The 25606-nt window shown below is 69.9% G+C and carries 25 protein-coding genes; 17 read left to right on the forward strand and 8 right to left on the reverse strand.

The genetic code is table 11. The features are described 5' to 3' along the window. Nucleotides 1-12: 12 nt before the first annotated feature. The 3 genes from OG589_RS01305 to OG589_RS01315 are packed head-to-tail and all read left to right on the forward strand — an operon-like array spanning nt 13 to nt 1365. On the forward strand, nt 13-435 hold the full coding sequence (locus tag OG589_RS01305) for a roadblock/LC7 domain-containing protein (RefSeq protein ID WP_405145377.1): 423 nt from the start codon (nt 13-15) through the stop codon (nt 433-435). Beyond that, the gene (locus tag OG589_RS01310; protein WP_405145378.1) at nt 435-794 is read left to right on the forward strand and encodes a DUF742 domain-containing protein; all 360 of its coding nucleotides are present in this window, start codon (nt 435-437) and stop codon (nt 792-794) included. Before OG589_RS01305 ends, OG589_RS01310 begins: the two co-directional genes overlap by 1 nt. Further along, nucleotides 775-1365 (forward strand): GTP-binding protein, encoded by a 591-nt coding sequence (locus OG589_RS01315; protein WP_405145379.1) that lies wholly within the window; start codon nt 775-777, stop codon nt 1363-1365. The genes OG589_RS01310 and OG589_RS01315 overlap by 20 nt, the downstream gene beginning before the upstream one ends. 45 nt (nt 1366-1410) lie before the next feature. On the opposite strand, the gene OG589_RS01320 is transcribed toward OG589_RS01315, so the two are convergent. Together OG589_RS01320 and OG589_RS01325 are read right to left on the reverse strand one after the other, a co-directional pair. After that, a complete protein-coding gene (locus OG589_RS01320) occupies nt 1411-2367 on the reverse strand; it encodes an SIS domain-containing protein (RefSeq protein ID WP_405145380.1) in 957 nt (318 codons plus the stop codon). After that, nucleotides 2364-3515, reverse strand: a complete 1152-nt coding sequence (locus OG589_RS01325) for a hypothetical protein (RefSeq protein WP_405145382.1) — start codon at nt 3513-3515, stop codon at nt 2364-2366. The genes OG589_RS01320 and OG589_RS01325 overlap by 4 nt, the downstream gene beginning before the upstream one ends. A gap of 153 nt (nt 3516-3668) precedes the next feature. Here OG589_RS01325 and OG589_RS01330 point away from each other — a divergent pair, with 153 nt between their 5' ends. The 4 genes from OG589_RS01330 to OG589_RS01345 are packed head-to-tail and all read left to right on the forward strand — an operon-like array spanning nt 3669 to nt 7584. Next, nucleotides 3669-4805: a spermidine/putrescine ABC transporter substrate-binding protein gene (locus OG589_RS01330; protein WP_405145384.1), complete on the forward strand. Its 1137-nt coding sequence runs from the start codon at nt 3669-3671 to the stop codon at nt 4803-4805. Between the two features lie 13 nt (nt 4806-4818). Further along, on the forward strand, nt 4819-5757 hold the full coding sequence (locus OG589_RS01335; RefSeq protein ID WP_405145386.1) for an ABC transporter permease: 939 nt from the start codon (nt 4819-4821) through the stop codon (nt 5755-5757). Continuing rightward, on the forward strand, nt 5750-6523 hold the full coding sequence (locus tag OG589_RS01340; RefSeq protein WP_405145388.1) for an ABC transporter permease: 774 nt from the start codon (nt 5750-5752) through the stop codon (nt 6521-6523). Before OG589_RS01335 ends, OG589_RS01340 begins: the two co-directional genes overlap by 8 nt. Continuing rightward, the gene (locus OG589_RS01345; protein WP_405145389.1) at nt 6520-7584 is read left to right on the forward strand and encodes an ABC transporter ATP-binding protein; all 1065 of its coding nucleotides are present in this window, start codon (nt 6520-6522) and stop codon (nt 7582-7584) included. Before OG589_RS01340 ends, OG589_RS01345 begins: the two co-directional genes overlap by 4 nt. Nucleotides 7585-7595: 11 nt before the next feature. Here the strand turns inward: OG589_RS01345 and OG589_RS01350 are convergent, their stop codons facing one another. Next, entirely contained in the window at nt 7596-8210 is a 615-nt protein-coding gene (locus OG589_RS01350; RefSeq protein WP_405145391.1) for a TetR/AcrR family transcriptional regulator, read from the reverse strand. Nucleotides 8211-8344: 134 nt separating this feature from the next. On the opposite strand from OG589_RS01350, the gene OG589_RS01355 reads away from it, so the two are divergent. From OG589_RS01355 to OG589_RS01380, 6 genes are all read left to right on the forward strand, one after another. Beyond that, nucleotides 8345-9622, forward strand: coding sequence for a glycosyltransferase (locus OG589_RS01355; RefSeq protein WP_405145393.1), 1278 nt, complete (start codon nt 8345-8347; stop codon nt 9620-9622). A 90-nt stretch (nt 9623-9712) separates the two neighbouring features. Further along, nucleotides 9713-11143 (forward strand): aminobutyraldehyde dehydrogenase, encoded by a 1431-nt coding sequence (locus OG589_RS01360; RefSeq protein ID WP_405145395.1) that lies wholly within the window; start codon nt 9713-9715, stop codon nt 11141-11143. A gap of 326 nt (nt 11144-11469) precedes the next feature. After that, nucleotides 11470-14622: a nitrate- and nitrite sensing domain-containing protein gene (locus OG589_RS01365; RefSeq protein ID WP_405145397.1), complete on the forward strand. Its 3153-nt coding sequence runs from the start codon at nt 11470-11472 to the stop codon at nt 14620-14622. Between the two features lie 5 nt (nt 14623-14627). Beyond that, a complete protein-coding gene (locus OG589_RS01370; protein ID WP_214413570.1) occupies nt 14628-15041 on the forward strand; it encodes a roadblock/LC7 domain-containing protein in 414 nt (137 codons plus the stop codon). A 143-nt stretch (nt 15042-15184) separates the two neighbouring features. Next, nucleotides 15185-15526: a DUF742 domain-containing protein gene (locus OG589_RS01375; protein WP_405145399.1), complete on the forward strand. Its 342-nt coding sequence runs from the start codon at nt 15185-15187 to the stop codon at nt 15524-15526. Continuing rightward, nucleotides 15507-16103, forward strand: coding sequence for a GTP-binding protein (locus OG589_RS01380; protein ID WP_405145400.1), 597 nt, complete (start codon nt 15507-15509; stop codon nt 16101-16103). The genes OG589_RS01375 and OG589_RS01380 overlap by 20 nt, the downstream gene beginning before the upstream one ends. Before the next feature lie 40 nt (nt 16104-16143). On the opposite strand, the gene OG589_RS01385 is transcribed toward OG589_RS01380, so the two are convergent. The 5 genes from OG589_RS01385 to OG589_RS01405 form a co-directional block, all read right to left on the reverse strand. Continuing rightward, the gene (locus OG589_RS01385) at nt 16144-17148 is read right to left on the reverse strand and encodes a methyltransferase (protein ID WP_405145401.1); all 1005 of its coding nucleotides are present in this window, start codon (nt 17146-17148) and stop codon (nt 16144-16146) included. Between the two features lie 61 nt (nt 17149-17209). Further along, nucleotides 17210-17992, reverse strand: coding sequence for an ABC transporter ATP-binding protein (locus OG589_RS01390; protein ID WP_405145403.1), 783 nt, complete (start codon nt 17990-17992; stop codon nt 17210-17212). 9 nt (nt 17993-18001) lie between these two features. After that, entirely contained in the window at nt 18002-18829 is an 828-nt protein-coding gene (locus OG589_RS01395; RefSeq protein WP_405145404.1) for an ABC transporter permease, read from the reverse strand. After that, nucleotides 18826-19599: an ABC transporter permease gene (locus OG589_RS01400; protein WP_405145405.1), complete on the reverse strand. Its 774-nt coding sequence runs from the start codon at nt 19597-19599 to the stop codon at nt 18826-18828. Before OG589_RS01400 ends, OG589_RS01395 begins: the two co-directional genes overlap by 4 nt. Beyond that, nucleotides 19596-20537 (reverse strand): ABC transporter substrate-binding protein, encoded by a 942-nt coding sequence (locus OG589_RS01405; RefSeq protein ID WP_405145407.1) that lies wholly within the window; start codon nt 20535-20537, stop codon nt 19596-19598. The genes OG589_RS01400 and OG589_RS01405 overlap by 4 nt, the downstream gene beginning before the upstream one ends. Nucleotides 20538-21178: 641 nt before the next feature. On the opposite strand from OG589_RS01405, the gene OG589_RS01410 reads away from it, so the two are divergent. The 4 genes from OG589_RS01410 to OG589_RS01425 are packed head-to-tail and all read left to right on the forward strand — an operon-like array spanning nt 21179 to nt 25563. Then, complete coding sequence (locus OG589_RS01410; RefSeq protein ID WP_405145409.1) at nt 21179-24184, forward strand: nitrate- and nitrite sensing domain-containing protein; 3006 nt, start codon at nt 21179-21181, stop codon at nt 24182-24184. Nucleotides 24185-24189: 5 nt separating this feature from the next. After that, nucleotides 24190-24603: a roadblock/LC7 domain-containing protein gene (locus OG589_RS01415; RefSeq protein ID WP_358547557.1), complete on the forward strand. Its 414-nt coding sequence runs from the start codon at nt 24190-24192 to the stop codon at nt 24601-24603. A gap of 5 nt (nt 24604-24608) precedes the next feature. Next, nucleotides 24609-24992, forward strand: a complete 384-nt coding sequence (locus OG589_RS01420) for a DUF742 domain-containing protein (protein ID WP_344949353.1) — start codon at nt 24609-24611, stop codon at nt 24990-24992. Nucleotides 24993-25002: 10 nt separating this feature from the next. Then, a complete protein-coding gene (locus tag OG589_RS01425; RefSeq protein ID WP_405145411.1) occupies nt 25003-25563 on the forward strand; it encodes a GTP-binding protein in 561 nt (186 codons plus the stop codon). The last annotated feature ends 43 nt before the right edge of the window (nt 25564-25606 follow it).

The raw sequence follows: 25606 nt of genomic DNA on the forward strand, positions 1-25606 counted from the left end.
TGAGGAGGGCTCGTGATTGAGCTAAGTCACGAGGCACGCAGGTTCGACTGGCTGATCACGGAGTTCGTCAGCGGAACACCGGGCGTGGCGCACGCGGTCGTGGTTTCCACCGACGGCCTCCGGCTGGCGAACTCCGAGGGGTTCCCGGCTGACCGGGCCGACCAGCTCGCCGCCGTCGCGGCCGGGCTGCTGAGCCTGACGGTGGGCGCGTCCCGCGTGTTCGACGGCGGAGGCGTGACGCAGACCGTGGTCGAGATGCAGCACGGCATCATGCTGGTCATGGCCATCAGCGACGGGTCGTGCCTGGCCGTGCTCGCGTCCCCCGACTGTGACATGGGTCTGGTCGCGTACCAGATGACGCTGCTGGCGGAGCGAGCGGGCCAGGTGCTCACCCCTGCCCTGCGCGCTGAGTTGCAGACGTCCAGGATCCGGTGATGCTGGGGGGCGACGGGACGGAGGACGAGCCTCTCTTCCGTCCGTACGCCGTCACCGGGGGCCGGGCCGAGCCGAACTACCACCTCGCGATGGAAACTCTGGTCTCATCGGCCCCCATAATGAGCGATGATTTGTCCCTGCTCACTCCCGAGCAGGAAGCGATCATCGTGCTCTGCCACTCCGTCCGTTCGGTCGCCGAGATCTCCGCACTGCTGCGGGTCCCGCTCGGCGTGGCCCGCGTGCTGATCGCCGATATGGCCGACGAAGGTCTGGTTCGCCTGCATCTGCCGCGGCTCAACCAGGGACTACCAGACCACAACCTGCTCGAAAGGGTTCTCAGTGGACTTCGCAGGCTCTAGCCGTGGCGGCGCGCTCACGTCGACGAAGATCGTCGTCGCGGGCGGCTTCGGCGTCGGCAAGACCACCTTCGTGGGGGCGGTGTCGGAGATCCTCCCGCTGACCACCGAGGCGGTCATGACCGACGCCAGCGCGGGCATCGACGACCTGGGTCTGACACCGCACAAGACGACGACCACGGTGGCGATGGACTTCGGCCGGCTCTCGCTGGACCAGGACCTGATCCTCTACCTGTTCGGCACGCCTGGCCAGCACCGGTTCTGGTTCATGTGGGACGACCTGGTCCGCGGTGCCATCGGCGCGGTCGTGCTGGTCGACACCCGCCGGCTGGCCGACTGCTTCCCGGCGATCGACTACTTCGAGGAGGCCGGCCTCCCGTTCGTCGTCGGCATCAACGGCTGGGACGGGCACTACCCGCACGTCGAGCAGGAGGTGCGGGAGGCGCTGACGCTCGCCCCGCACATCCCGATCGTGCGCACCGACGCCCGTTCCAGGGACGCCGTCAAGTCGACGCTGATCAAGCTCGTCGAGTACGTCCTGACCGTCAGGTCGGCGTACGGCCGCACGAACTGACCACCGGTCCGGTACGGCGCCGCCGTACCGGACCGCACGCCGGCCTCAACGCGAGCCGGCCCACCACGTTCCGGCCACCAGCTCGGCCACCAGGGTCTCGGTCAGCAGCGCCACGTCCGGATCGTCGTCGCCCGCGTACCTGAGGGCGTGGGCGCCCTCCACCTCGCCGCCCACCGCCAGCACGGTGGAGCCCCGCTGCCGCACCCAGTCCATGGCCTGCCCGTCGTAACGGGAGCCGGGGAACAGGATCGCCCGGTAGTCGAGGGTCTTGGTGAGGTACACGTCCACGTGCGCCCAGTCGCCCGTCTCGGCGGCGTCGGCGGGCCGGCGCGGACCTTCGCGGAACATCAGCGCCGACTGCTCGGCCGAGGACAGCCGCTCGGCGGGCGCGATCGTGTAGACCCCGTGGGGGCCGTCGAGCAGGGCCAGCGTGTCGGCCAGCCAGGTGCCCCTGCGGTCCAGCAGGTCGGAGGTGGCGTCGGCGGCGCGGCGTACCAGCCCGGCGACGTCGGCCCCGGTGCCCGTGAGCCTGGCCTCCAGAGCGAGCAGCAGCGCCAGCGTGTGCTGGAAGGTGCGGCAGGACACCCCGCCGCGCTCCTCGCCCGCCGCCATCTCCACGACCAGGTCGGCGCCCTCCGTGACGGCCGAGCCCGGGGTGTTGGTGAGGGCGAGGACGGGTGACCTGCCCTGGTAGCGCGACAGCGCGTCCAGGGTCTCGCGGCTGCCTCCGGTGGCGGAGATCGCGACCACGAGCGTGTCGTCGCCGGGCGGGTATCCGAGTGCCGCCGAGCCGTACTCCGCGACCGCGTCGACGCCCGCCGCGCGCAGCCGCAGCGCCGCGACCCCCGCGGCGTACCGCGAGCTGCCCATGCCGAGGAAGACCACCCGCCGGACCCCCTGCGGCACCCCGGCGAACGGGTTCCCCGCGTCGAGCACGCCGGCCAGCGCCGAAAGCGCCGCCGGCTTGCCCTCCAGATCGGCCAGGTACAGCTCGGGGTTCACAGGGTCTCCTCAGCGGGGGTCTGCTCAGTCTCATCGGCGGGGAAGCGGCTGCGCAGGACGCCCATGGGGGCGTAGCGCCAGCGGGGAAGGTGGCGGGTGGCGTAGATCAGCTCGCGGCACTCCTGCTCGATCTCCAGGGGGCCGAGCAGCGACTCGTCCAGGAGCGCGGACATGCCGCGTGCGGTCAGGCGCTCGCGGTAGGCCGAGGCCAGGGTCTCGCGTGCGGTGGCGGCCCACAGGAGCGCCTGTTCCGGGTCGGCGTCCCTGCGCATGATCGCCACCTGGGCCACGTGTTCGAGGCTCGTGCGGAGCTGCGCGAGGTCGCGGGCCGCGGGCTGGAAGGGGTCGGCTCCGGTGACCGTGGGGTTGCCGTCGAAGTCGATCACGGCGTAGCCGTCGCGCCAGCGGAGCGTCTGGCCGACGTGCAGGTCTCCGTGGATGCGGATCAGCGGGGTGGCGCCCACGCGGCCGAGCGGCTCGATCTCGCGGGCCAGCTCGGCGGCGCGCCCGGCCAGCCAGGCGCCGTCCTCACCGCCCGTCAGCTCCAGCGCCTCGCCGAGGGCTCTCTCGGCGCGTGTGGCCCACTCGGCGCCCGGGTGGGCGGTGCGCACGGCGTCGGGGAAAGTGGGTGAGGGAGTGGCCATCGCCACGTGCAGGTCGGCGGCGAGCCGCCCGAGGTCGGCGGCGAAGGCGGTGCGCCCGGCCACCGCCTCGTCCACGCACCACTCCCAGCCGTCCCTGGCGTCCGGCAGGTAGCCGGTGACCAGGGCCACCAGCGTCTCGTCCCCGCTCGGAGAACGCGCCGACAGCGCGGCGTACGGCAGGGCGGTCTCGGTGAAACCGACGGCCGTCAGGTGGGCGAAGAACTCCGGGGCGGGCTGGGGGAGCGGCAGGGGCGGGGTGAGCCATTTGACCACCACCGACTCGTCCACGACGACCGAGTGGTTGGTCTGGTCGACGTCGAAGCCCCGTTCGGCCGCCGTGAGCTGGATCGAAGGCAGGGGATGGAACCGCAGGACCGTATAGTCCCCCGGCGGGCGCGCGCCCTGCGACAGCGCAGCGACGAGCCGGGCGGTCGTGCCGTCACCGGCGACCGGCGGCCACCCGGGAGACGCGACCCCGTCAGGATCTGTTGAACTCAGATTCAACTCAACAACCAAACTACGAGCTAACAATGTCGTGGAAAGTCTTGCTCATGTTGATATGTGCTGCAACACTCCTGCTTTGGTCTGCCGTGCGAAGGTCAGGCACTGCGGTCTTTCTCGTACCACAGAACCTTCAGAACCTAAGGAGTAGCGGCCGTGTCCCGAATCCGGTACACCCGTCGTCTTCCGGCTGCCGCTGTCGCCGCCGGTCTTGTGCTTGCCCTGGCGGCGTGCGGTGGCGGCAGCTCGACGAGCGCCGACGGCGCGGCGCCGAGCGCGGCGACCGACCAGCTGAACCCCAACGCCGACCTGAGCAAGCAGTCGCTCACCGTGTCGATCTGGCCGGACTACAGCCCGAAGGACCTTCCCGCCAAGGTCAAGGAGAAGCTCGGCGTCGAGGTGAAGATCGCCCTTCACGACACCAACGAGGCGGCGATGGCCAAGCTGGCCACCAACGCCGACAGTGGCGTCGACGTTGGGTTCGTCTCGGGCCAGTACGCGCAGGCGCTGAACGAGCAGGGGCTGCTCGAGCCGCTCCACCCGGAGCTCATCCCGAACCTCGCCAACCTGTACCCCGAGGCGTCGCAGCTCTCCTTCGACAAGGGCAACAAGTTCTCGGTGCCCTACACCTGGGGCACGACGGGCATCTGCTACCGCACCGACCTTGTGAAGACCCCGCCGACCAGCTGGAACGACATCCTGAACCCGCCGGCGGACCTCAAGGGCAAGGTCACCATGATGACCACCGAGCGGTGGCTCGCCCTGCCCGCGCTGAAGTACCTGAACTACTCCATCAACACCACCGACGACAAGCAGCTCGGCGAGGCCAAGGACCTGCTGGTCAAGGCCAAGCAGGCGGGCATGCTCTACGACGACGTCACGTTCGGCGCCAAGCTCGACAAGGGTGAGGCCGCGATGGTGGAGGCGTGGGACGGCTGGTGCCCGACCACCAACCCGAAGATCAAGTTCATGGTGCCGAAGGAAGGCAGCGACCTCTGGTCGGACACCATGGTGATCATGAAGTCCTCCAAGAACAAGGAGGCCGCGCACGCGTTCATCAACTACATCCTCGACCCGTCCGTCCACAGCTGGGTGGCGGAGAACATCCTGTACAAGGTGCCCAACAAGGCCGCCATGGACGAGGTCGCCAAGAACAACCCGGCGCTCCTGAAGCAGAACACGCCGCTGCAGATGAACCCGGCCGAGCTGCTGAAGGGCGAGTCGATCATCGACCTGGGCCAGGACTCCACCAAGTACACGCGCCTCGCCACCGAGATCTCGGCGCAAAAGTAGCGACGGTTCCGACTTGACTACCAAGCACGACATCGCACGACCCGGCGCGGTGGCCGGCCCCTCCTCGGGCCGGTCACCGCGCCGGTCCCGTGCCCTCGCGACGGCGGGCGCCAGGCTGGCGTTCCTCGGTCCGGGGCTCGGCTACCTGATCGTCTTCCTGCTGATCCCGCTCGCCCTCGTGCTGAGCTACACGATCTTCCAGCGGGGCCGGTTCGGCGGGGTGGTCTACGAGGCCACACTGGAGAACTTCAGCCGCCTCTTCGACCCGCTCTACTTCGACATCGTCGTCAGCTCGGTGAAGACCGCCGGGATCACGACGCTGGTGGCCTTGCTGATCGGCTACCCCACGGCCTACGTCATCGCGCAGTTGCCCAGGAAGTGGAAGACGATCGCGCTGATCGCCATCGTCATGCCCTTCTGGACCAACTTCCTGATCAGGGTCTACGCCTGGGTGATCCTGCTCAGCGGGCCCGGCCTGGTGAACGAGACCCTCACCGGCATCGGCCTGATCGACAAGCCGATCCAGCTGCTCTACAACGAGGGCACGATCGTCACCGGCCTGCTCTACTCGTACCTCCCGCTCATGATCCTTCCGCTGTACGCCGCGATCGAGCGGCTGGACCCGCAGCTGCGCGAGGCGTCGGCCAACCTGGGGGCGCGCCCGGCGCGCACGTTCCTGTCGGTGACGCTCCCGCTGACCGTGCCAGGAGTCCTCACCGGATGCGTCTTCGTCTTCGTGCCCTGCCTCGGCAACTTCGTGATCCCCGAGATCCTCGGCGGCGGGCGCTCGATCATGGTGGGCAACCTGATCAGGGACCAGTTCCTCAAGGCCCGCGACTGGCCGTTCGGCTCGACGCTGGCGCTGGCGGTGATCGCCGTGCTGATCGTCCTGCTGTTCCTGCAGGCCTGGGCCTCACGCGTGTACGGCGGGACGGAGGGCCGTCGTGCCTAGACGCCGGCTGATCTACGTGCCCTTCTGGGCCACCTACGTCTTCCTGTACACGCCGATCATCGTGCTCGTCGTGATGTCGTTCAACTCCGGCAAGTCGCCGTACGTCTTCGAGGGCGTGAGCCTGAAGTGGTACGGGGAGCTCGCGGGGGACGAGATGATCAGAACCGGTCTGGTCAACACGCTGATCGTCGCCGTGGGGGCCACCGTCCTTTCCACGGTGCTCGGCACGCTGCTGGCCGTGGGGATGGCACGCCACACCCGCTCACGGCTGCTGGACGCGCTCGGCCTGCTGCCCGCGATCCTGCCCGACATCGTCGTCGGCATCGGCCTGCTGGTCTTCTACGCGGCCGTCAAGATGACGCTCGGCCTCCATTCGATCATCCTCGCCCACACGGTGTTCGGCATGGCGTTCGTCGCCGCCGTCGTGCGGACCAGGCTGACCCACGCCGACACCTCGCTGGAGGAGGCGTCCCGCGACCTCGGCGCGTCGCCGCTGACGACGTTCACGCGGATCACGCTGCCGACCCTGGCCCCCGGCATCGCCGCCGGGGCGCTGCTGGCGTTCACGCTGTCGCTGGACGAGTTCGTGATCGCCTTCTTCACCGCGGCCCCGACCGAGCCGACGCTGCCCATCGTCATCTACTCGATGGTGCGCTTCGGGGTCACCCCTGAGATCAACGCGCTGGCGACGATCCTGCTCGCGGTGAGCTTCACCGTGATCATCGTCGCCCAGCGGATGACCCGACTGACGGAGTCCTTGACATGAGTGCTCTTCCCGAGGCGCCCGCCGTACCCCAGACGCTTGTGGGCATCGAGGGCGTCTCCCGGAGGTTCGGTGACGTCGTCGCCCTGGACGACGTCACCCTGGACATCCGCCAGGGCGAGTTCTTCGCCCTCCTCGGCCCGAGCGGCTGCGGCAAGACCACGCTGCTGCGCATCCTCGCCGGGTTCGAGTCGCCCGACAGCGGCTCGGTCACGCTCGACGGCACCGACCTGCTGTCGCGCCCGGCGCACCGCCGCCCGGTCAACCTGATGTTCCAGTCGTACGCGCTGTTCCCCCACATGACCGTGGCCAGGAACGTCGCGTACGGGCTGGAGCGCGAGGGACTGGCGCGGGGTGAGGTCAGGTCGCGGGTCCAGGAGGTGCTCGGGACCGTCGGCCTCGGCGACCACGCGAACCGCCGTCCCCACCAGCTCTCGGGTGGGCAGCGGCAGCGGGTCGCGCTGGCCAGGGCCATCGTGAAGCGGCCCCGGCTGCTCCTGCTCGACGAGCCGCTGTCCGCGCTGGACAAGAAGGTGCGCGCCGAGATGCAGCTGGAGCTCAAGCGGCTCCAGCACGAGGTGGGCATCACCTTCGTCGTGGTCACCCACGACCAGGAGGAGGCGATGTCGCTCGCCGACCGCATCGCCGTCCTGGAGTCCGGCAGGGTCCAGCAGATCGACGCGCCCGTGCGCCTGTACGAGCGGCCGGGCACGCCGTTCGTGGCGGACTTCATCGGGGCCAACAACCTGTTCGAGGGGACCGCGGTCGGCGGCGGCCTGTCCGTGCCCGGCCTCGGGACCCTGCCCGCCGAGGGAGGCCTCCCCGCCGGCGCCCCGGCGCTGGCCGGCGTACGGCCGGAGTCGATCTCGCTCAGCGAGAGCGGGATCCTGCGCGGGGTGGTGGCCGACGTCAGCTTCTACGGAGGCGTGTCCCACATCGCGGTGCGGGTGCCCGGCCACGACCGCCCGATCCTGGTGGCCGCGCAGGGGCCGACCCGCGTGCGCGCGGGCGCGGAGGTCGGCCTCGGCTGGTCCGCCGCGGACGCGGTGCTGATCGCCCGGTGACGGAAGTGGGGTCAGTGAGCGGCGGCTTCGAGCGTGTTGCCGGTGACGGTCCTGGCGTAGCTGAGGATGTTCTCCGCCGCCTCGTCGGGGCCGATCACCGGGTGGCGCGCCGTGATGCGGTAGCCGTAGGCGTCCTCAAGCGCGACGAGGTTCCGCGAGATCACCACCGAGTCGCCGGTGAGGCTGAACACGCCGAGCGCCGAGCCGGTGTCCAGGATCGACTGGTACATCGCCACCTGCCGGTCGTAGAGCGTGGTGAGCAGGACGGCGTACACCCGGTTGCGGGCCGCGGCGCCGCCCAGCTCGTTCAGCAGCCGCACGCCCGGGTCGTCCGGCCCGACGGGCAGACCCGAGCGGATCGTGACGACGAGCTTCTCCGCGGGGTCGCTCAACCGGGCGACCCGCTTGACGCGCACCTCGTAGAACCGCTCCATCCCGGCGTGGTGGGCCTCCACCAGGAGCTCGCTCAGGTCGGGGTAGTGGTAGAGCACCGCGCCCGACGTCAGCCCTGCCTCCTCGGCCACGTGGTTGAGATGTACACCCTGGGTGCCGTGACGGAGGATCGCCCGCCGGGCGGCCTCGATGAGGTCAACCCGCCGGTCCGCCCGGCTCTTGCGCGAGCTCATGCCAGCCTCCCCTGTGCCCCGTTGTTGAAGATGGAGTCTAAAACGACTCGTCGGCATCAGGCCATACAAGCCTGGTATTTGACCTACCCTGCCCGCACGTATTTGAATCGTTCTTCAATTTCTTTGGAGTGCTGATGGCCACCATCCTGTTCATGCCGGAGAGCGCCTACGGGCCGACGAACAACTGCGTCGGCATCGGCGACATCCTGCGCCGCCGCGGCCACCGCGTGGTGTTCGCGGCCGAGGCGTCGTGGAAGGGCAAGCTGACGGCGCTGGGCTTCGAGGAGGACCTGGTCGACCTCGCCCCGCCGGCCGAGGAGGAGCAGGACGCCGGCCAGTTCTGGAAGGACTTCATCCGCGACACCGCGCCGGAGTACCGCAAGTCCACCCTCGCGCAGCTGGAGACCGTCACCAAGCCGATCTGGGACGCGCTCATCGACGGCGCGAAGTACTGCGAGCCGCAGCTCAAGGCGATCATCGAGCGGGTGAACCCCGACGTGATCGTCGAGGACAACGTCATCACCTTCCCCGCGCTGCTCACGGCGGGCAAGCCGTTCGTCCGCATCGTCTCCTGCAACCCGCTGGAGGTGAAGGGCGACGGCATCGCACCGGTGTTCAGCGGCCTTCCCGCCGACGACTCCAGCGAGTGGGGCGCGTTCCTCGCCGAGTACGACCGCACCCACCGCGACATCTGGACGGCCTTCAACGAGTGGGTCGTCGAGCAGGGCGCCCCCGCGCTGCCCGAGCTGGAGTTCATCCACGAGGGCGACCTGAACCTCTACGTGTTCCCCGAGATCGCCGACTACACCGACGCCCGCCCGCTGGGCGAGTCGTGGCACCGCCTGGACTCCTCGGTCCGCGAGACCGACGACTCCTTCGAGCTGCCGGCCTCCCTGGCCGACCGCGAGGGTGCGCTGGTCTACTTCTCCCTCGGCTCGCTCGGCTCCGCCGACGTGGAGCTGATGCAGCGGGTGATCGACGTGCTGGGCACGACGCCGCACCGCTACATCGTCTCCAAGGGCCCGCTGCACGAGGAGATCAAGCTGGCCGACAACATGTGGGGAGCCGAGTTCGTCCCGCAGACGAAGATCATCCCCATGGTCGACCTGGTCATCACGCACGGCGGCAACAACACCACCACCGAGGCGCTGCACTTCGGCAAGCCGATGATCCTGCTGCCGCTGTTCTGGGACCAGTACGACAACGCCCAGCGCATCGACGAGCTCGGCTACGGCGTGCGCCTGTCGACGTACGCCTTCACCGACGAGGAGCTCGTCGGCGCGCTGGACAGGCTGATCGGCGACACCGGGCTGCGGGCCCGCCTCGCCGAGGCGGGCGAGGAGATCCGCCACCGCGACGGCCTGCGCAAGGCCGCGGACCTCATCGAGCGGACGGCCAACGGCGCCGCCTGAGCGGCCACCGTCTGAGCACCACCTCGCCGGTCCCCGCGCCCCATCCGGGCACGGGGACCGGCCGCACCAATGCACCAGGGAAAGAGCACCATGAGCAGGACACCCATCAACCCCGCCACCGGAGAGCGCCTGGCCGGCGTGCCCGACACCCCGCTCGACGAGGTCGCGAAAGCCGTACGGGAGGCCCGGCACGCCTACCAGGAGTGGTCGGCGGCGACGCCGTCGGAACGCTCACGCGTGCTGCTGCGCCTGGCCGACCTCGTGGAGACCGACGCCGTCGAGCTGACCCGGCTGGAGGTGAGCGAGACCGGCAAGCCCGCCACGGTGTTCCGTGACGGTGAGCTGCCGTTCGCCGCCGACAACCTGCGGTTCTTCGCGGGAGCCGCGCGCTCGCTGGAGGGTACGGGCGCGGGCGTCCTGAGCACCGGCTACACCTCGGTGCTGGTGCGCCGCCCGATCGGCGTCGTGGCCTCCATCGCGCCCTGGAACTTCCCGCTGGTCATGGCGATCTGGAAACTCGGCCCCGCGCTCGCCGCCGGCAACGGCGCCGTCATCAAGCCCGCTCCCCAGACGCCGGGTACGACGTTGCGCCTGGCGCAGCTGGCCGCGAAGGCGGGCTTCCCCGAGGGGCTCGTCCGCGTCGTGACCGGGGACGCCGAGGTGGGGGAGGCCCTGGTCGGGGACCCCGGGATCGACATGATCAGCGTGACCGGCTCGACGGCGACCGGCCGTTCGGTCATGCGGCGCGCGGCCGGCGACCCCGGCGACGCGCGCTCAGGGTTGAAGCGCGTGCATCTCGAACTGGGCGGCAAGGCCCCGGCGCTGGTGTTCGGCGACGCCGACCTCGCCGAGATGGCCAGGGGGGTCGCCCTCGGCGCCACGTACAACACCGGACAGGACTGCACGGCGGCGACGCGCGTGTACGTCGAGCGCGAGGTGTACGACGAGGCGGTCGAGGCGCTGAGGGACACGCTCCGGGGCATCCGGATGGGCGACCCCTGGGACGCGGCCACCGACATCGGACCACTCATCTCCGAGGGCCACCGGGCGCGCGTGCACGGCTTCGTCGAGCGCGCCGCGGCCGAGGGTGCCCAGATCGTGTGCGGCGGCGCGGTGCCGGAGGGGCCCGGGTTCTTCTACCCGCCCACGCTGATCGCCGGCGCGGCGCAGGGCAGCCAGATCGTCCAGGGGGAGATTTTCGGGCCCGTGCTCGTCGTGCTGCCGTTCTCGGGCGAGGACGAGGCGGTGCGGCTCGCCAACGACACGCCCTACGGGCTGGCGTCCTCGGTGTGGTCGCGCGACGTCGCGAGGGCGCTCAGGGTGGCCCACCGGCTGGACGTGGGCGTCACCTGGGTGAACGACCACCTGCCGATCGCGTCCGAGGCCCCGCACGGAGGGGTCAAGGGTAGCGGCTTCGGCAAGGACATGAGCCAGGAAGCGGTTCAGGAGTATTCCGTCACGAGGCACCTGATGATCAAACATGCCGCCTCCGAGGCCCGTGAAGGTTTTCGTCCCGCATAGTTACGGAAGCGAGAAGGGGGATTTATCCCCTTATCTAATTATCTGATGTCGTTTGTCCGTGAATGTTCTGTTGGCCGATCTGGTAAGGGTGTGCTCCAATTACCCTCGCCTGATGGATGTCTCGGACGTCTCATGCGCCTCGCGCGTGACGTACCCCCCTGCACGCCAGGCTCGGTGAGAGGTTGCGAAAACCAGTGAGGACAGAAGACCCTCGGGGTAACCCAGGTCAAGGTGACCGTGTGGAGCGGTCCGGGCCATCCATGGCGCGTACGCCGAGGAGCGGAAGCTGGCTCCGGCTCCAGAACTGGCGCGTCCGATCACGTCTCGTGGCCCTCATCATCATCCCGACGATCGTGGGCGTCATCCTCGGCGCCGTCCAGCTCACGAACGCCATCGCCACCTCCTCCGACTACCGCCGCCTCAGCGAGGTGGCCGCGCTGGTGGAGAAGATCGACGTCCTCATCCACGAGGTGGACAGGGAACGTGACCTCACGGCGTGGTACATCGCCGACGGGCGGCGCCAGGCGCGGTTCAAGAGGGTGCGCACCCAGCAGGACGTCGTGGACAGGGCCAGGGAACCGGTCCTGACCGCGGTCACCAACCTCGATCCCTCCCACACCGCGCGTGTGCGCTCCGAGGCCCAGCAGATCAAACGCTGGCTCGAAGGCCTCCCCGGCCTCCGTACCCGTATCGCGGAGGCCGGCGTGCCCTCCCGAGCCGCGCTCGGCATGTACTCCTCCCTCATCACCGTTCTCGGATCCATGCAGAGCGAGCTCGGCACCTCGGGCAACGACCAGCGCCTCTTCGGTGACAGCATCGCCCTCGGCGCCCTCAGCCGTGCCAAGGAAGAGGTCTCCCAGCAGCGAGGCCTCATGACCGTCGGCCTCGCCACCCTCAACACCGGCGGCGGCGGGTTCGACTACGACGACTTCGTGAACTTCCCCGGCTCGTGGAGCCGCCAGCAGAGCGAGACGGCGACGTTCCTCGCCGAGGCGACGGCCGCCGACGTGAAGTTCTACAACGACACCGTCAAGGGACAGCAGGTCGACAAGGCCGACTGGATGCGCGCGCTCGCGCTGGCGCAGCTGCGCCAGTACAAGGAGATCCAGGACCTCGACCCGATCCGCCGCGACGACACCACCACCTGGTACGTCTCGACCACGGCCGTCGCCGACCGGATGCGCAAGGTCGAGGAGCGGCTGGTCGGCTCGGTCGTCCAGCAGAGCCAGGCGCTGCAGGAGCAGGCGCAGCGCCAGGCACTGATCTCCGGCGGCCTGATCCTGGTCCTGCTGCTGCTGGTCCTGATCATCACCGCCGTCGTGGCGAGCTCCCTGACCCGCCCGCTGCGCAGGCTGCGCGCCGAGGCCCTGGAGATCGCCGGCGTACGGCTGCCGGAGACGGTCCAGCGGCTGCGCGAGAGCACCGACAGCTCCCCGACCGCCGAGGTGGTCCCCATCGGCGTCACCTCTCGCGACGAGATGGGAGAAGTCGCCCGGGCCTTCGACGAGGTCCACCGCGAGGCGATCCGCCTCGCGGGCGACGAGGCCCGTCTGCGCAGCAACGTCAACTCGATGTTCGTCAACCTCTCCCGCCGCAGCCAGACGCTCGTCGAACGCCAGCTCAGCCTCATCGACGGCCTGGAGCAGGGCGAGCAGGACGAGAACCGGCTCGGCAACCTGTTCAAGCTCGACCACCTGGCCACCCGCATGCGTCGCAACAGTGAGAACCTCCTGGTCCTCGCCGGCCAGGAGACCGCGCGCCGCTGGAGCCAGCCGGTGCCGATCGTCGACATCGTCCGCGCCTCGCTCTCGGAGGTCGAGAACTACGAGCGCGTCGACGTGCGGGTGCAGTCGGGAATGGCCGTGGTCGGCCAGGCCGTGAACGACGTCGTCCACCTGGTCGCCGAGCTGGTGGAGAACGCCATCTCCTTCTCACCGCGCGAGACCAAGGTCGTGGTGTCGAGCAACCGCATCGACGGCGGCGGCGTGATGATCTCGGTGAGCGACAGCGGCATCGGCATGACCGCCGACGAGCTGGCCGAGTCCAACTGGCGGCTCGCCAACCCCCCGGTCGTGGACGTCTCGGTGTCCCGCCGCATGGGCCTGTTCGTGGTCGGCCGCCTGGCGCTGCGCCACAGCATCCGCGTGCAGCTCCGCCAGCAGGACGCCGGCGGCCTCACCGCGATGGTGCTGCTGCCGGAGACGCTGCTCTCCGCGCCGGGCGCGCCGCAGTTCGCCGGGATGCCGGGGATGCCGATGGACGCCGCGGGGCCGATGACGGGCGCCGGCCACTTCGGAGCCCCGACGCCGTCGTCGTTCGACACCGGTGCCTTCACGGCTCCGAGCGGCTTCGAGGCCCCCGCCTCGCGCGGGATGCGCGCTCCGGTCTTCGGGGCGGACGCCCCAGGTGTCGGCGCCACCGCCGGACCGCTGAACCGCGGTCCCTTCGAACGCGGCCCCTTCGAACGCGACCCGTTCGAGCGCCCGCAGCAGGGCACGCGCGACCCGTTCGAGCGCCCGGAGCCCGGCCGGCGTGACCCGTTCGAGGGCGCGCCCTCCGGCGAGCGGCGCGACCCGTTCGAGCAGGAGACGCCCGCCGAGCAGGACCCGTTCGACCGGTACTTCAACCCGAACCCGCCCATCGACACCCCGTGGCCCGCCGACACCCCCGCGCCCGGCAGCGGTGAAAGCGCTCCCTCGTGGTCCTCCGACCTGGCCAACCAGGACACCGCCTCGTGGCCGGCCGTCCCCTCGGCGGGCGGCGGGCACACCGGCCCCCTGACCGGCGGAGGTTCCTCCGGGCCGATGACCGGCGGCGGTCCCTCCGGGCCCATGACGGGTGGCGGATACGCGGGCCCACCGTCGGGTGGCGGCTACTCGGGTCCGCTGACCGGCGGCTCCGCGACCGGCCCCCTCGACAGGTCGAGCCGCTCGTTCGGGGCGGTCCCCGACATGGACCACACCGGCCCGCTGCCCGCGGTCCACAGCTCGCCCCTGGACGGCGGGGAGGAGTTCCTGCCGATCTTCGCGGCGGTGGAGTCCGACTGGTTCCGGCGTTCCGACCTGGAACCGGCGCCCCGCCAGGCCGAGGCCCGCCAGCAGGAGGAGACGGTCCACCCGGCGCAGTCGCCCGAGCGGGGCGAGGAAGCCGTCGTCGTGGACCCCGCCGAGTCCAGGACCTGGTCGTCTCCGGGCGACGCGGGCTGGCAGGCGGCCCAGGCGGCGAGCGATCCCTCCCTCGGAGGCATCACCTCGTCCGGGCTGCCGAAGCGGGTCCCCAAGGCCAACCTCGTGCCCGGGTCTGCCGACCCGGGTCCGTCGGTCTTCACTCCGCAGCCGTCGCTCTCCCCTGACCGGGTGCGAAGCCGGCTGTCGAGCTACCAGCAGGGCGTAAGGAAAGGCCGGGCCGCTGCCCGCGGCGAGCTGAACGACGACCTTTCCCCCAACAGAAACGTTGAACGCAACAAGGAGGACTCGTGAGGGAGCTGAGCCAGGCCGCCCGTGGAGTCAACTGGCTGATCACCGACTTTGTGAACAACGTCCCAGGCGTGGCGCACACTGTCGTTGTCTCGGCCGACGGACTGCCACTGGCCTTCTCAGAGGGCTTCCCCAAGGACCGGGCCGACCAGCTCGCGGCGGTGGCCGCAGGGCTGATCAGCCTGACGCAGGGCGCTTCCCGGGTTTTCGAGGGTGGAGCGGTCACGCAGACCGTGGTGGAGATGCAGCGGGGCCTGTTGCTGATCATGTCGGTCAGCGACGGTTCGTGCCTGGCCGTGCTGGCCGCCGCCGACTGTGACATGGGCCTGGTGGCGTACCAGATGACGTTGTTGGTTGAGCGTGCCGGTCAGGTTCTGACCCCGGCTGTGCGTGCCGAACTCCAGGCGTCTCAACCCAGGTGAGAGGCCGATGACAGGAGGACGCTGTGGCACGCCGCGGCTGGACAGATGACGGTGATCCGCTGAGCGGCGGATCGTCGTACCCGCCGATCGAGGACGCCCGCCGGTTTTCCGGCGCGGCGGCACCTCTTCCAGCGCCGGAACCGATGGAACAGAGTTCCCTGGTCCGGCCATACGCCATGACCGGGGGACGTACCGCTCCCCGGACCTCGCTCGCCATGGAGGCCCTCGTCTCCTCCTCCACATCGGTACACCAGGATCTTTCAACTCTGACTCCGGAAAAGCAGGCGATCAGCACGCTGTGCCGCCAGGTGCGGTCGGTCGCCGAGATCGCCGCGATGCTGCGCATGCCCCTCGGCGTGGCGCGTGTCGTGATCGCCGACATGGCGGGCGAGGGCCTCGTCCAGGTGCACCACCCGCAGCTGGACACGGGTAAGCCGGACCTCAACTTGCTCGAAAGGGTTCTCAGTGGACTTCGCAGGCTCTAGCCGCGGCGCGGCGCTGACCTCGACGAAGATCGTCGTCGCGGGCGGCTTCGGCGTCGGCAAGACCACCTTCGTGGGCGCCGTGTCCGAGATCGTGCCCCTCACCACCGAGGCGGTCATGACCGACGCCAGCGCCGGCATCGACGACCTGGGTCTGACACCGCACAAGACCACCACCACCGTGGCCATGGACTTCGGCCGCGTGTCGCTCGACCAGGACCTGATCCTCTACCTGTTCGGCACGCCCGGCCAGCACCGGTTCTGGTTCATGTGGGACGACCTGGTCCGCGGTGCCATCGGCGCCGTGGTGCTGGTCGACACCCGCCGGCTGGCCGACTGCTTCCCGGCGATCGACTACTTCGAGGAGGCCGGCCTCCCGTTCGTCGTCGGCATCAACGGCTGGGACGGGCGCTATGCCCACGCCGACGAGGAGGTGCGGGAGGCGCTGACGCTCGCCCCGCACATCCCGCTCGTACGGACCGACGCCCGCTCGCGCGACTCGGTGAAGAGCACACTCATAGCGCTGGTGGAGCACGCCCTGACGATGCGCGTGGCGGTTCCCGGCTGGGGAGGCCGCTGAGCCTCCGGCCCGGAACCGCCACGAGCGGTGACCGGCCAGGTCAGATGGGGGTCGCCTCGATGAGGCTGGCGTTCCACGGCAGCGGGATCACGTTGGTAACCCTCATGCCGGCCTTCTCGATCAGCGTCGTGTGCTCCGACCGGCTGCGCTCGCGCCCCTGACCGAACAGGCCCAGCATGCGCATGTCGAGGTCCTTGCCGAAGTGCGCGCTGTCGTCGTCCGGTACGACGATCTCCACGAGCAGCAGCCTGCCGTCTTCGGCCATGGCCGACCTCACGACCTTGAGGATGCGCAGCGCGTCCGCGTCGTCCCAGTTGTGGATGACGCTGCCCATCAGGTAGGCGTCGGCGCCCGCCGGGACGGACGTGAAGAAGTCGCCGGTCACGAAGTCGCACCGGTCGGAGAGGTTCCAGGAGGCGAACGCCTCGCGCGCGTCCGGCAGGACGTGGGGAAGCTCGAACAGCACGCCGCGAAGGCCGGGGTTCGCCCGCAGCGCCGCCGCCAGGATGTGCCCGCGCCCGCCGCCGACGTCCATCAGCGTGCCGATGCCAGAGAAGTCGTAGAGCGAGGCGACGCCCTCGGCCATGGGGACCGCCCGGCCGGTCATGAAGTCGTTGAAGACCCGTGCCAGCTCCGGGTCCGTCGCCAGGTAGTCGTACAGGACGCCGTAGCGCTCCACGAACGCCGACCGTCCGGTGCGGACGGTCTCGGTCAGCTCGGTCATCGCGTACGACATGGTCGGATCGGTGTTGGCGATCACCGCGCTGCGCAGCGACCGGGGCGAGTCGGCGGCGAGCATGGCGCCCGACTCGGTGAGCGCATAGGTGTCCTGGCCCACCGTCTCCACCACGCCGATGGCCGCCAGGGTCCTCAGCACGCGGCCAAGGGAGGGGCCGTGCGCCCCGCAACGGGAGGCCAGCTCGGACACCGAGAGCGGCCCCTCGCTCAGGTGCGCGGCGCAGTCGAGGTCGACCATGGTCTTCAGCGCCGCGACGCGCCAGCCGCCGCGAAGGACGTCCCAGATCAGGTTTCCGGGGTCGGTCATTTTCACTCCAGTCAGTGAGAAGTAGCCCCGGAGAGCTCCCCGGGGATGGTCAGGCCTGGTCCTAGGCCTGGAACGGGGACGGCTGCTTCTTGTCGCGAACCAGCCGGCCCACCTCGGCGCGCAGGTGCACGAAGGCCGGGAGCTCCCTGGTGGCGATCTGGTCGCGGGGGAACGGCAGGTCCACGGGCAGCTCGCCCGCGACCCGCGCCGGTGAGCGCGTGAGGACCACGACACGGTCTCCGACGTACACGCTCTCGTCGATGTCGTGGGTGATGAGCAGGACCGTCATGCGGTGGTGCTCGCGCACCTTGAGTACCAGGTCCTCAAGGTCCTCACGCGTCTGGGCGTCCACCGAGCCGAAGGGCTCGTCCATGAGCAGCAGGGAAGGCCGGTAGGCGAGGGCGCGGGCGATCGCCACGCGCTGCTGCATCCCGCCGGACAGCTCCCATGGGAACTTCGAGGAGGCGGCGCCCAGGCCGACCTCTTCGAGCGCCTCGGCGGCGGCCGCCCGGCGCGCCGCGCGGTCCTTGCCGCGCCTGCGCAGCGGCAGCGCCACGTTGTCGCCGACCGACATCCAGGGGAACAGCGAGCGGCTGTAGTCCTGGAAGACGACGGCCAGGTCGCCGGGCGTCTCCGCGACCGTGGTGTCCCGGATGCGGATCTGCCCATCGGTGGGCCGGATGAGCCCTGCGATGGAGCGCAGCAGCGTGGACTTCCCGCAGCCGGAAGGGCCCACGACGCACACCAGCTCGCCCTCGGCGACCTTGAGGTCGATTCCTCCGAGGGCCTGGTGGGCGTTCGGTCCCTCGCCGTAGGTGTGACTCAGGTTGACGACATCGAGCACGGTGCTTCCTCAGGTTGTCTGCCGGGCTCGCCGGTGCCAGGAAAGGACGCGTCGTTCGACCGCCAGGAAGGACGCGTTCAACAGGAAGCCCAGGACGCCGAGGATCACGATCGCGCCCCACATCCCGGACAGGTCGAAGTTCTGCTGCGTGAACATCAGCTGGTAGCCGATCCCGTTGGTGCTGCCGACGAGCTCGGAGACCACCATCAGGATCACGGCGAGGGAGAGGCTGAGCCGCAGTCCCGCGAAGATCTTGGGCCCCGCGGCCGGCAGGGTGATGCGGAACAGCCGCTGCGCCCGTCCGACGCCGAACACCTGTGCCGTGTCGGCGTGGACGCGGTCCACGTAGCGGGCTCCGTCGATGGTGTTGATGAGGATGGGCCAGATCACCCCGTAGACGATCGTCGCCACCTGCATCTGGGCGCCCATCTTGAAGATGATGATGAACAGCGGGATCAGGGTGGGCGGGGGGATGGCCCTGCCGAACTCGACGAGCGGGTCGATGTAGCCCGACAGAGTGCGCGAGCGTCCGAGCGCGACCCCGAGCCCGATGCCGATGACCGACGCCAGCGCCCACCCGCCGAACAGGCGCGCGAGGCTGGGCGGGAAGTTGGCGAGCGCCTGGTCGGTGAGGAACAGGTGGGACGCCGGGCCCGAGAACCACAGCTCGTGCATGCGGGCGATGATCTCGGAGGGGGGCGGGAAGTAGGTGGAGTCCGCCTGCCGGGTGCCGAGCTCCCAGGCGGCGATCACGATGGGCACCAGCCACACCCTGGTCAGAACGGCCATGACACCGCCCCGCCAGGCGGTGGCCGGTCTCGTGGTGGTCGTGGTCACGCGTCACCCCCGGCCTTCGCGGTGTGCCAGCGGAAGGCCTGCCGCTGGACGCGCACGAGCAGCGCGTTGGCGACGAGCCCGAGGAGCCCCGCCCACAGGGTCGCGGCGAGGATGAGGTCCGTACGCAGGCCCGAGCCCGCCCGGATCATGAAGGCGCCGATCCCGTCGGTGCCGCCGGCGACGAGCTCCGCGCTGATCGCGACGACGAGGCCGATGGCGGCGGCCAGCCGCACGCCGGTGAGGACGAACGGCGCCGCGCTCGGCACCGACACCCGCGCCAGCACGGCGAACCGCCCGAAGCCGAAGCTGCGCAACGTCTCCTTCGCCACCGGGTCGACGTCCCGCAGCCCGTACATGGTGTTGATGAGGACGGGCCACGAGGCGGCGAAGACGATCACGGTGATCTTCACGCTGTGGCCGTCCGCGATCAGCAGCGTGACCAGGGGGAGAAGCGCGACCGAGGGGATGGGCCGCAGGAACTCCACGATGGGGCGGGCGGCCAGTTCCGCGCGGGGGAGGGTGCCGAGCAGCACGCCGAGCGGGACGGCGATGAGGATCGCGGTGAGCAGCCCGATCGCCCAGACGGTCAGGGTGCCCCAGAGGTCCGTCAGGAAATCCGCGTCGGCGACGAGCCCCCCGGCGGCGGCCAGCACCGTGGAGACCGGGGGAAGCAGCACCGGATCGATCAGGCCTGAGCGGCCCGCCAGCTCCGCGGCGATGAGGAGGACCGCGACGCCTGCGGCGCCGCGGACCACTCGGCGGTCGATCATTGAGGCAGCGGGACCAGCAGCGGGGTGACGTCCATCTTCTTGGACAGGTAGCCGTACTCGAACATCAGGTCGGCGACGCGCTGGATGCGGGTCGCGCTGAGCGAGGTCGGGTAGGCGCCCAGGTTGATGACGGACGCGACTTCGGGCTTGATCGGGCTGTAGTTCGGCAGCACCTGCTCGACCGCCTTGCGGTCGGCCGACGCGTCCTGCTGGCCCTTGAGGATGGCCCGCTGGAAGGCCGCCATCGTCTTCGGGTACTTCTTGGTCCAGTCCTCGGTGGCCGTCCAGCCCGCGATCGGGAAGTCGGCCATGGCGCCGGTCATCGTGTCGGCGATCTTGCGGGCGCCCATGTCCTTCTGGACGCCGGTGAGGAACGGCTCGGTGAGCCACGCCGCGTCGATCTGGCCGGCCTTGAGCGCGGCGGGGGCCTGCGGGAAGGCCATCGGCATGAAGGTCACGTCGGCCTTCGGGTCGAGGCCCGCGACGCGCATTGTGGAGCCCACCGCGAGCTCGCCGATGCTGTTCAGCGCCGCGATGGAGATCTTCTTGCCCTTGAGGTCCTTCACCGACTGGATCGGGGAGTCCTTCGGGACCACGATGTCGAAGACGTCGTTCTTGGCCTGGAAGGTGTCGGAGACGAAGCGGAACTTGTCGTTGGTCTTCTCGGTGGCAGAAAGAATCGAGAAGTAGTTGCCGAGGGCCAGGTCAAGGCCGCCGCTGAGAAGTTTCGGGATGGCGAACTGCGTGCTCTGCAGGATATCGGGCTTAACAGTCAGGCCCTCCTCCTTGAAGTAGCCCTTCTGGTTCGCGATGTAGAGTCCTGCCACGTCGGCGATGGCGAGGACGCCGACCGTGATCGTGGTCTTTTCCAACCCTCCGCCGGACGCGCTCGAACCTGTATTCGGGCTTCCGCACGCGGCGAGAGCCAGAGTGGCCACTGCGCCGATGATGAAGGTACGACCCCTGAGTCTTCTCATTGAGGAGTCCTTTTAGGTGTGGGGGAAGAGTGCCTGCTGCTCCTGAGGAGACCGTTGTGGCACGGCGAGCGTGAAGCCTAGCGGAGGAAGATCGGAACTAACACGCATAAGCCGCCTATGTCATGAAACTCGTAAAAAAGTCCAGTTTGACCAGCGGTTGGCGCTATGCGAGGTATAAGCCTTTGGAGCGCTATAACGCCAAATTTGGCGATATTGCAGGTAGGTTGCCTGGTGGGCGCCATCGTGAACTCGCCCTGCACTACCGAGCGTGATTCTTATTGATCGAATAACGGATTGGACCGTTCTAACGACCCATGGCTGTTGGTCGAACTCGTAGGCTTATGCTCCAATTGCCCCTTGACTTGTCATGCGTCACATGAGCAAGTCCCCATACCCCCCAAAGCAGACCAGCTGGCGAGAGGTTGCGACCAGTGAGGACAGCAACAATCGAGAGCGGTCGCGGTACCAATCCGGAAGCAGCCCGACCGCGTTCCGAGACGGATGCTCCATCCAACCCGCGTCACGGGACGGGAAGCCTGCTCGCTCTGCGTAACTGGCGGGTCCGGACCCGTCTTATCGCGCTGGTTCTGGTACCCACCCTGGTGGCGGTCCTGCTCGGCGGCCTGCGAGTGGCGACCTCGGTGCAGAGCGCCACCGAATATGAACGCGTCAGGACCGTGGCCGAGTTCGTCACGAGCCTGGGCGACCTCGGCCACCAGCTCGACATCGAACGCGACCTCTCGGCGAGGTTCGTCGCCGCGGGCCGCCGCGGCAGCCAGACCAAGCTCGCCGACCAGCAGAACGCGGTCGACTCGGCCGTCCAGATCGTCCAGGACCGCAGGAAGGTCGTCGAGCCGGCCCTCGGAGACATCGGCCGCCAGGTGGTCTCCCGCCTGCTCGACCGGCTCTCCGAGATCCGCTCGCTCCGCGCGACGATCACCGACTCGCAGCTCCCGGCGCTCCCCGCGCTCCAGAAGTACTCGCTCGTCCTCGACGACCTGCTCACCGTCTTCGACGAGACCGCCCGCGGAAGCACGGACGAGACGCTGGACGCCAGTGCGTCCTCCCTCGCGTCGCTCTCCCGCGCCGCCGAGCAGGCGTCCAGGCAGCGAGGCCTCGTCGCCATGGCGCTGATCACCCGCCGGTTCGGCCAGGCCGAGCTGGAGGCCTTCAACGCCGCCCGCGCGGAGCAGGCCAGCGAGCTCAAGGTGTTCTTCTCCAGGGCGACGCTCGCCGAGCGGCAGCTGTACGCCGACACCGTCAGCGGCCAGAAGATCGACCGCGCCGCCGGCCTGGTCGAGCGCATCCTGGAGCTCACCCGCCAGAACCAGCAGCTCAGCGGGCTCGGCGGCGGAGGCACGAACGACGTCGACTTCTGGTTCGACGCCGCGAGCGAGGGCCTGAACCGCATGCACGACGTGCAGCGGGCCCTGGGCCGTTCCATCGTCGACCGCGCGGCCGAGCTGGCACGCGGCGACCAGAGCCAGGCCGCCATCAACATCGGCGTCGTGGCCGTCCTCCTCATCCTGGTCCTCGCGATCACCGTCGTCATGGCCAGGTCGCTGGTCAGCCCGCTGCGGCGGCTGCGGGGCGAGGCGCTGGAGATCGCTGGGCGGCGCCTGCCCGAGATGGTGCAGAAGCTGCGCGAGTCCGAGGGCAACACCGGGCCGCCGGAGGTACTGCCCATCGGCGTCGCCTCCGCCGACGAGGTCGGCGAAGTGGCCCGGGCCTTCGACGAGGTCCACCGCGAGGCCATCCGCCTGGCGAGCGACGAGGCCCAGCTCCGCAGCAACGTCAGCGCCATGTTCGTGAACCTCTCCCGCCGCACGCAGACCCTGGTCGAGCGGCAGATCACGCTGATCGACGGCCTGGAGCAGGGCGAGCAGGACGACAGCCGCCTCGGAGACCTGTTCCGGCTCGACCACCTGGCCACCCGCATGCGGCGCAACAGTGAGAACCTCCTGGTCCTCGCCGGCCAGGAGCCCGCGCGCCGGTGGAGCCAGCCCGTGCCACTGCTGGACGTCACAAGGGCCTCGCTGTCTGAGGTGGAGAACTACGAGCGGGTGGCGATGCACGTCCCCACCGGCATCTCCATCGCCGGGCAGGCGGTCAACGACGTCATCCACCTGCTGGCCGAGCTGGTCGAGAACGCCATCTCCTTCTCGCCCCGCGAGACCAGGGTCACCATGTCGGCCAACCGCATCGACGGCGGCGGCGTGATGATCTCCATCACCGACGCCGGCATCGGCATGACCGACGAGGAGCTCGCCCAGACCAACTGGCGGCTCGCCAACCCGCCCGTCGTCGACGTCTCGGTGTCGCGGCGGATGGGCCTGTTCGTGGTCGGCCGGCTCGCGCTGCGCAACGGCATCCGCGTGCAGCTGCGGCGGCACGACACCGGCGGCCTGACCGCGATGGTCCTGCTGCCGGAGGCGCTCATGGGCATGGCCGCGCACCCCGTCGGCGCCGGCGTCTCCCCGGGCGCGCAGTCGTTCACGGGTGCCGGGGCACCCGCGTGGTCCGCCACCGGGCAGCCCGCCGGACAGGGCATGTTCACCGCGTCCACCCCGGCCAACGGCACGTTCGACTTCTCGGGCGGATCCGGCCCGTTCACCGAGCCGCCCGCGTTCGGTGCCTCCAACGGCGCGGGACCCCTCGGTCCCACCACGGGCGGCGGCGCTCTCGGCCCGATGACCGGCGGTGGAGGGTACGGCGGCCCGCCGACCGGCTCCGGCGGCGGTTTCGGCGGCCCTGCCACGGGCGGGCTGTACGGCCCGGGTTCCAGCGGTTTCGGCGGACCTCCCCCCGGAGCCGATGGTTTGGGCGGACCCGGCGGTGCCTCGGGTGGTTTCGGTGGACCCGGCGGTGCGTCGGGTGGTTTCGGCGGCCCGCCGACCGGCCCGAGCGGCGGTTTCGGCGGCCCGGCCACCGGCTCGAGCGGGTACGCGGGCCCGGGTTCCGACGCATTCGGCGGCCCGCCCACGGGCCCGGGCTTCGGCGGCGCGCCGCCGGGGCCGAGCTTGTTCAAGGGACCCACCACGGGACAGAGCGGGCTCGCCGGTCCTCCCACAGGACCCGGCGGCACAGGCGGGGAGCTGCCCTCCCGCCTGCGCCCGCGCCGGTACGACACCTCCGACCTGGACGCCGTGACCGGCCCGCTTCCCGCCGTGCGCTCCTCTCCCATGGAGCAGGAGGACGACTTCCTGCCGATCTTCGCGTCCGTCGAGTCGGCCTGGTTCCGGCGCGTGGACCGCGAACAGGACCAGGAGAAGGCCTCCACCGGATGGCAGGAGATCCCCGCCGACGCCGGATGGCAGGCGGCGGCGGTCGTCCAGGAGCCGGTGCGCGACGGGACCACCGCCGCGGGCCTGCCCAAGCGGGTGCCCAAGGCGAACCTCGTACCCGGATCGGCCGGTACACCCGAGGCCGCCGCGACGCCTCTGCCCGCCATGCCGGCGCTGTCGCCCGACCGGGCGCGCAGCCGGCTGTCGAGCTTCCAGCAGGGCATCCGGCAGGGCCGGGCGGTCGCCCGTGGCGAGCTGAGCGAGGACGAGGTGGCGTTCAACGCCGAGCTGCGGCGCATTCAGGGCGACAAGGAGGACAAGTGAGAGAGCTGAGCCAAGGCGCCCGCGGGGTCAACTGGCTGATCACCGACTTCGTCCGGGGTGTGCCGGGGGTGGCGCACACGGTGGTGGTGTCCTCCGACGGGCTGCCGCTGGCGTACTCAGAGGGCTTCCCCAAGGACCGGGCCGACCAGCTCGCGGCGGTGGCCGCGGGCCTGATCAGCCTGACCCAGGGGGCCTCCCGGGTCTTCGAGGGTGGAGCGGTCACCCAGACCGTGGTGGAGATGCAGCGGGGGCTGCTGCTGATCATGTCGATCAGCGACGGTTCGTGCCTGGCCGTGCTGGCCGCCCCGGACTGTGACATGGGCCTGGTGGCGTACCAGATGACGCTGATGGTCGAGCGCGCCGGTCAGGTGTTGACCCCGGCCGTGCGCGCCGAGCTTCAGGCGTCGTCACCGCGGTGACCTCCATGGGTGGTCCCGGCTGGGAGGACGGTTTACGGCGGTACCAGCAGGAGCCGTCGTCGCCTGTCCGGCCCTTCACAGTCACCGGAGGGCGCTCGGCGCCGCGGACGCATCTGGCCATGGAAACGCTGGTTCACTCCACGATTCCGGCTTACCAAGATATTTCCGGCTTGATCCCGGAGTACCAGGCGATCAACTCGCTCTGCCGCCAGGTACGCTCCGTCGCCGAGATCTCCGCGCTCCTGCGGGTGCCGCTCGGCGTGGCCCGGGTGCTCATCTCGGACATGGCCGCCGAAGGCCTGGTCCAGCTGCATCAGCCGCAGCTGGACGCCGGGAAGCCGGATCTCAACTTGCTCGAAAGGGTTCTCAGTGGACTTCGCAGGCTCTAGCCGTGGCGGGTTGACGTCGACGAAGATCGTCGTCGCGGGCGGCTTCGGCGTCGGTAAGACGACCTTCGTGGGCGCCGTGTCCGAGATCGTGCCCCTCACCACCGAGGCGGTCATGACCGACGCAAGCGCCGGCATCGACGACCTGGGCCTCATTCCACGCAAGACCACCACGACGGTGGCGATGGACTTCGGCCGTGTGTCCCTGGACAGCGAGCTGATCCTCTATCTGTTCGGCACGCCCGGGCAGCACCGTTTCTGGTTCATGTGGGACGACCTGGTCCGGGGCGCGATCGGCGCGGTCGTGCTGGTCGACACCAGGCGGCTGGCCGACAGCTTCCCGGCCGTCGACTACTTCGAGGAGGCGAAGCTGCCGTTCGTCATCGGGCTCAACGGCTGGGACGGCAACCATCCGCACCAGGACGAGGAGGTGCGCGACGCCCTCACCCTGGCCCCGAACATCCCGATCGTACGGACCGACGCCCGGCAGCGGGACTCGGTGAAGAGCACCCTCATCGCCCTGGTCGAGCACGCTCTGACGATGCGGGTGTCCGTACCGGGCTGGAGAAGCTAGCGGCGCGGGACCTCCTTGCCCACCGCCGGATACGCGTGACCGG

The organism is Sphaerisporangium sp. NBC_01403 (assembly GCF_045040145.1).
In the GTDB taxonomy this organism is placed as follows: Bacteria; Actinomycetota; Actinomycetes; order Streptosporangiales; family Streptosporangiaceae; genus Sphaerisporangium; species Sphaerisporangium viridialbum.

What these genes read in the sequence shown, in the direction of transcription:
- OG589_RS01400 (WP_405145405.1), bottom strand. Translation starts at nt 19,599, where the DNA reads ATGATCGACCGCCGAGTGGTCCGCGGCGCCGCAGGCGTCGCGGTCCTC.
- OG589_RS01360 (WP_405145395.1), top strand. Translation starts at nt 9,713, where the DNA reads ATGAGCAGGACACCCATCAACCCCGCCACCGGAGAGCGCCTGGCCGGC.
- OG589_RS01350 (WP_405145391.1), bottom strand. Translation starts at nt 8,210, where the DNA reads ATGAGCTCGCGCAAGAGCCGGGCGGACCGGCGGGTTGACCTCATCGAG.
- OG589_RS01345 (WP_405145389.1), top strand. Translation starts at nt 6,520, where the DNA reads ATGAGTGCTCTTCCCGAGGCGCCCGCCGTACCCCAGACGCTTGTGGGC.
- OG589_RS01375 (WP_405145399.1), top strand. Translation starts at nt 15,185, where the DNA reads ATGGAACAGAGTTCCCTGGTCCGGCCATACGCCATGACCGGGGGACGT.
- OG589_RS01310 (WP_405145378.1), top strand. Translation starts at nt 435, where the DNA reads ATGCTGGGGGGCGACGGGACGGAGGACGAGCCTCTCTTCCGTCCGTAC.
- OG589_RS01385 (WP_405145401.1), bottom strand. Translation starts at nt 17,148, where the DNA reads ATGACCGACCCCGGAAACCTGATCTGGGACGTCCTTCGCGGCGGCTGG.
- OG589_RS01355 (WP_405145393.1), top strand. Translation starts at nt 8,345, where the DNA reads ATGGCCACCATCCTGTTCATGCCGGAGAGCGCCTACGGGCCGACGAAC.
- OG589_RS01420 (WP_344949353.1), top strand. Translation starts at nt 24,609, where the DNA reads ATGGGTGGTCCCGGCTGGGAGGACGGTTTACGGCGGTACCAGCAGGAG.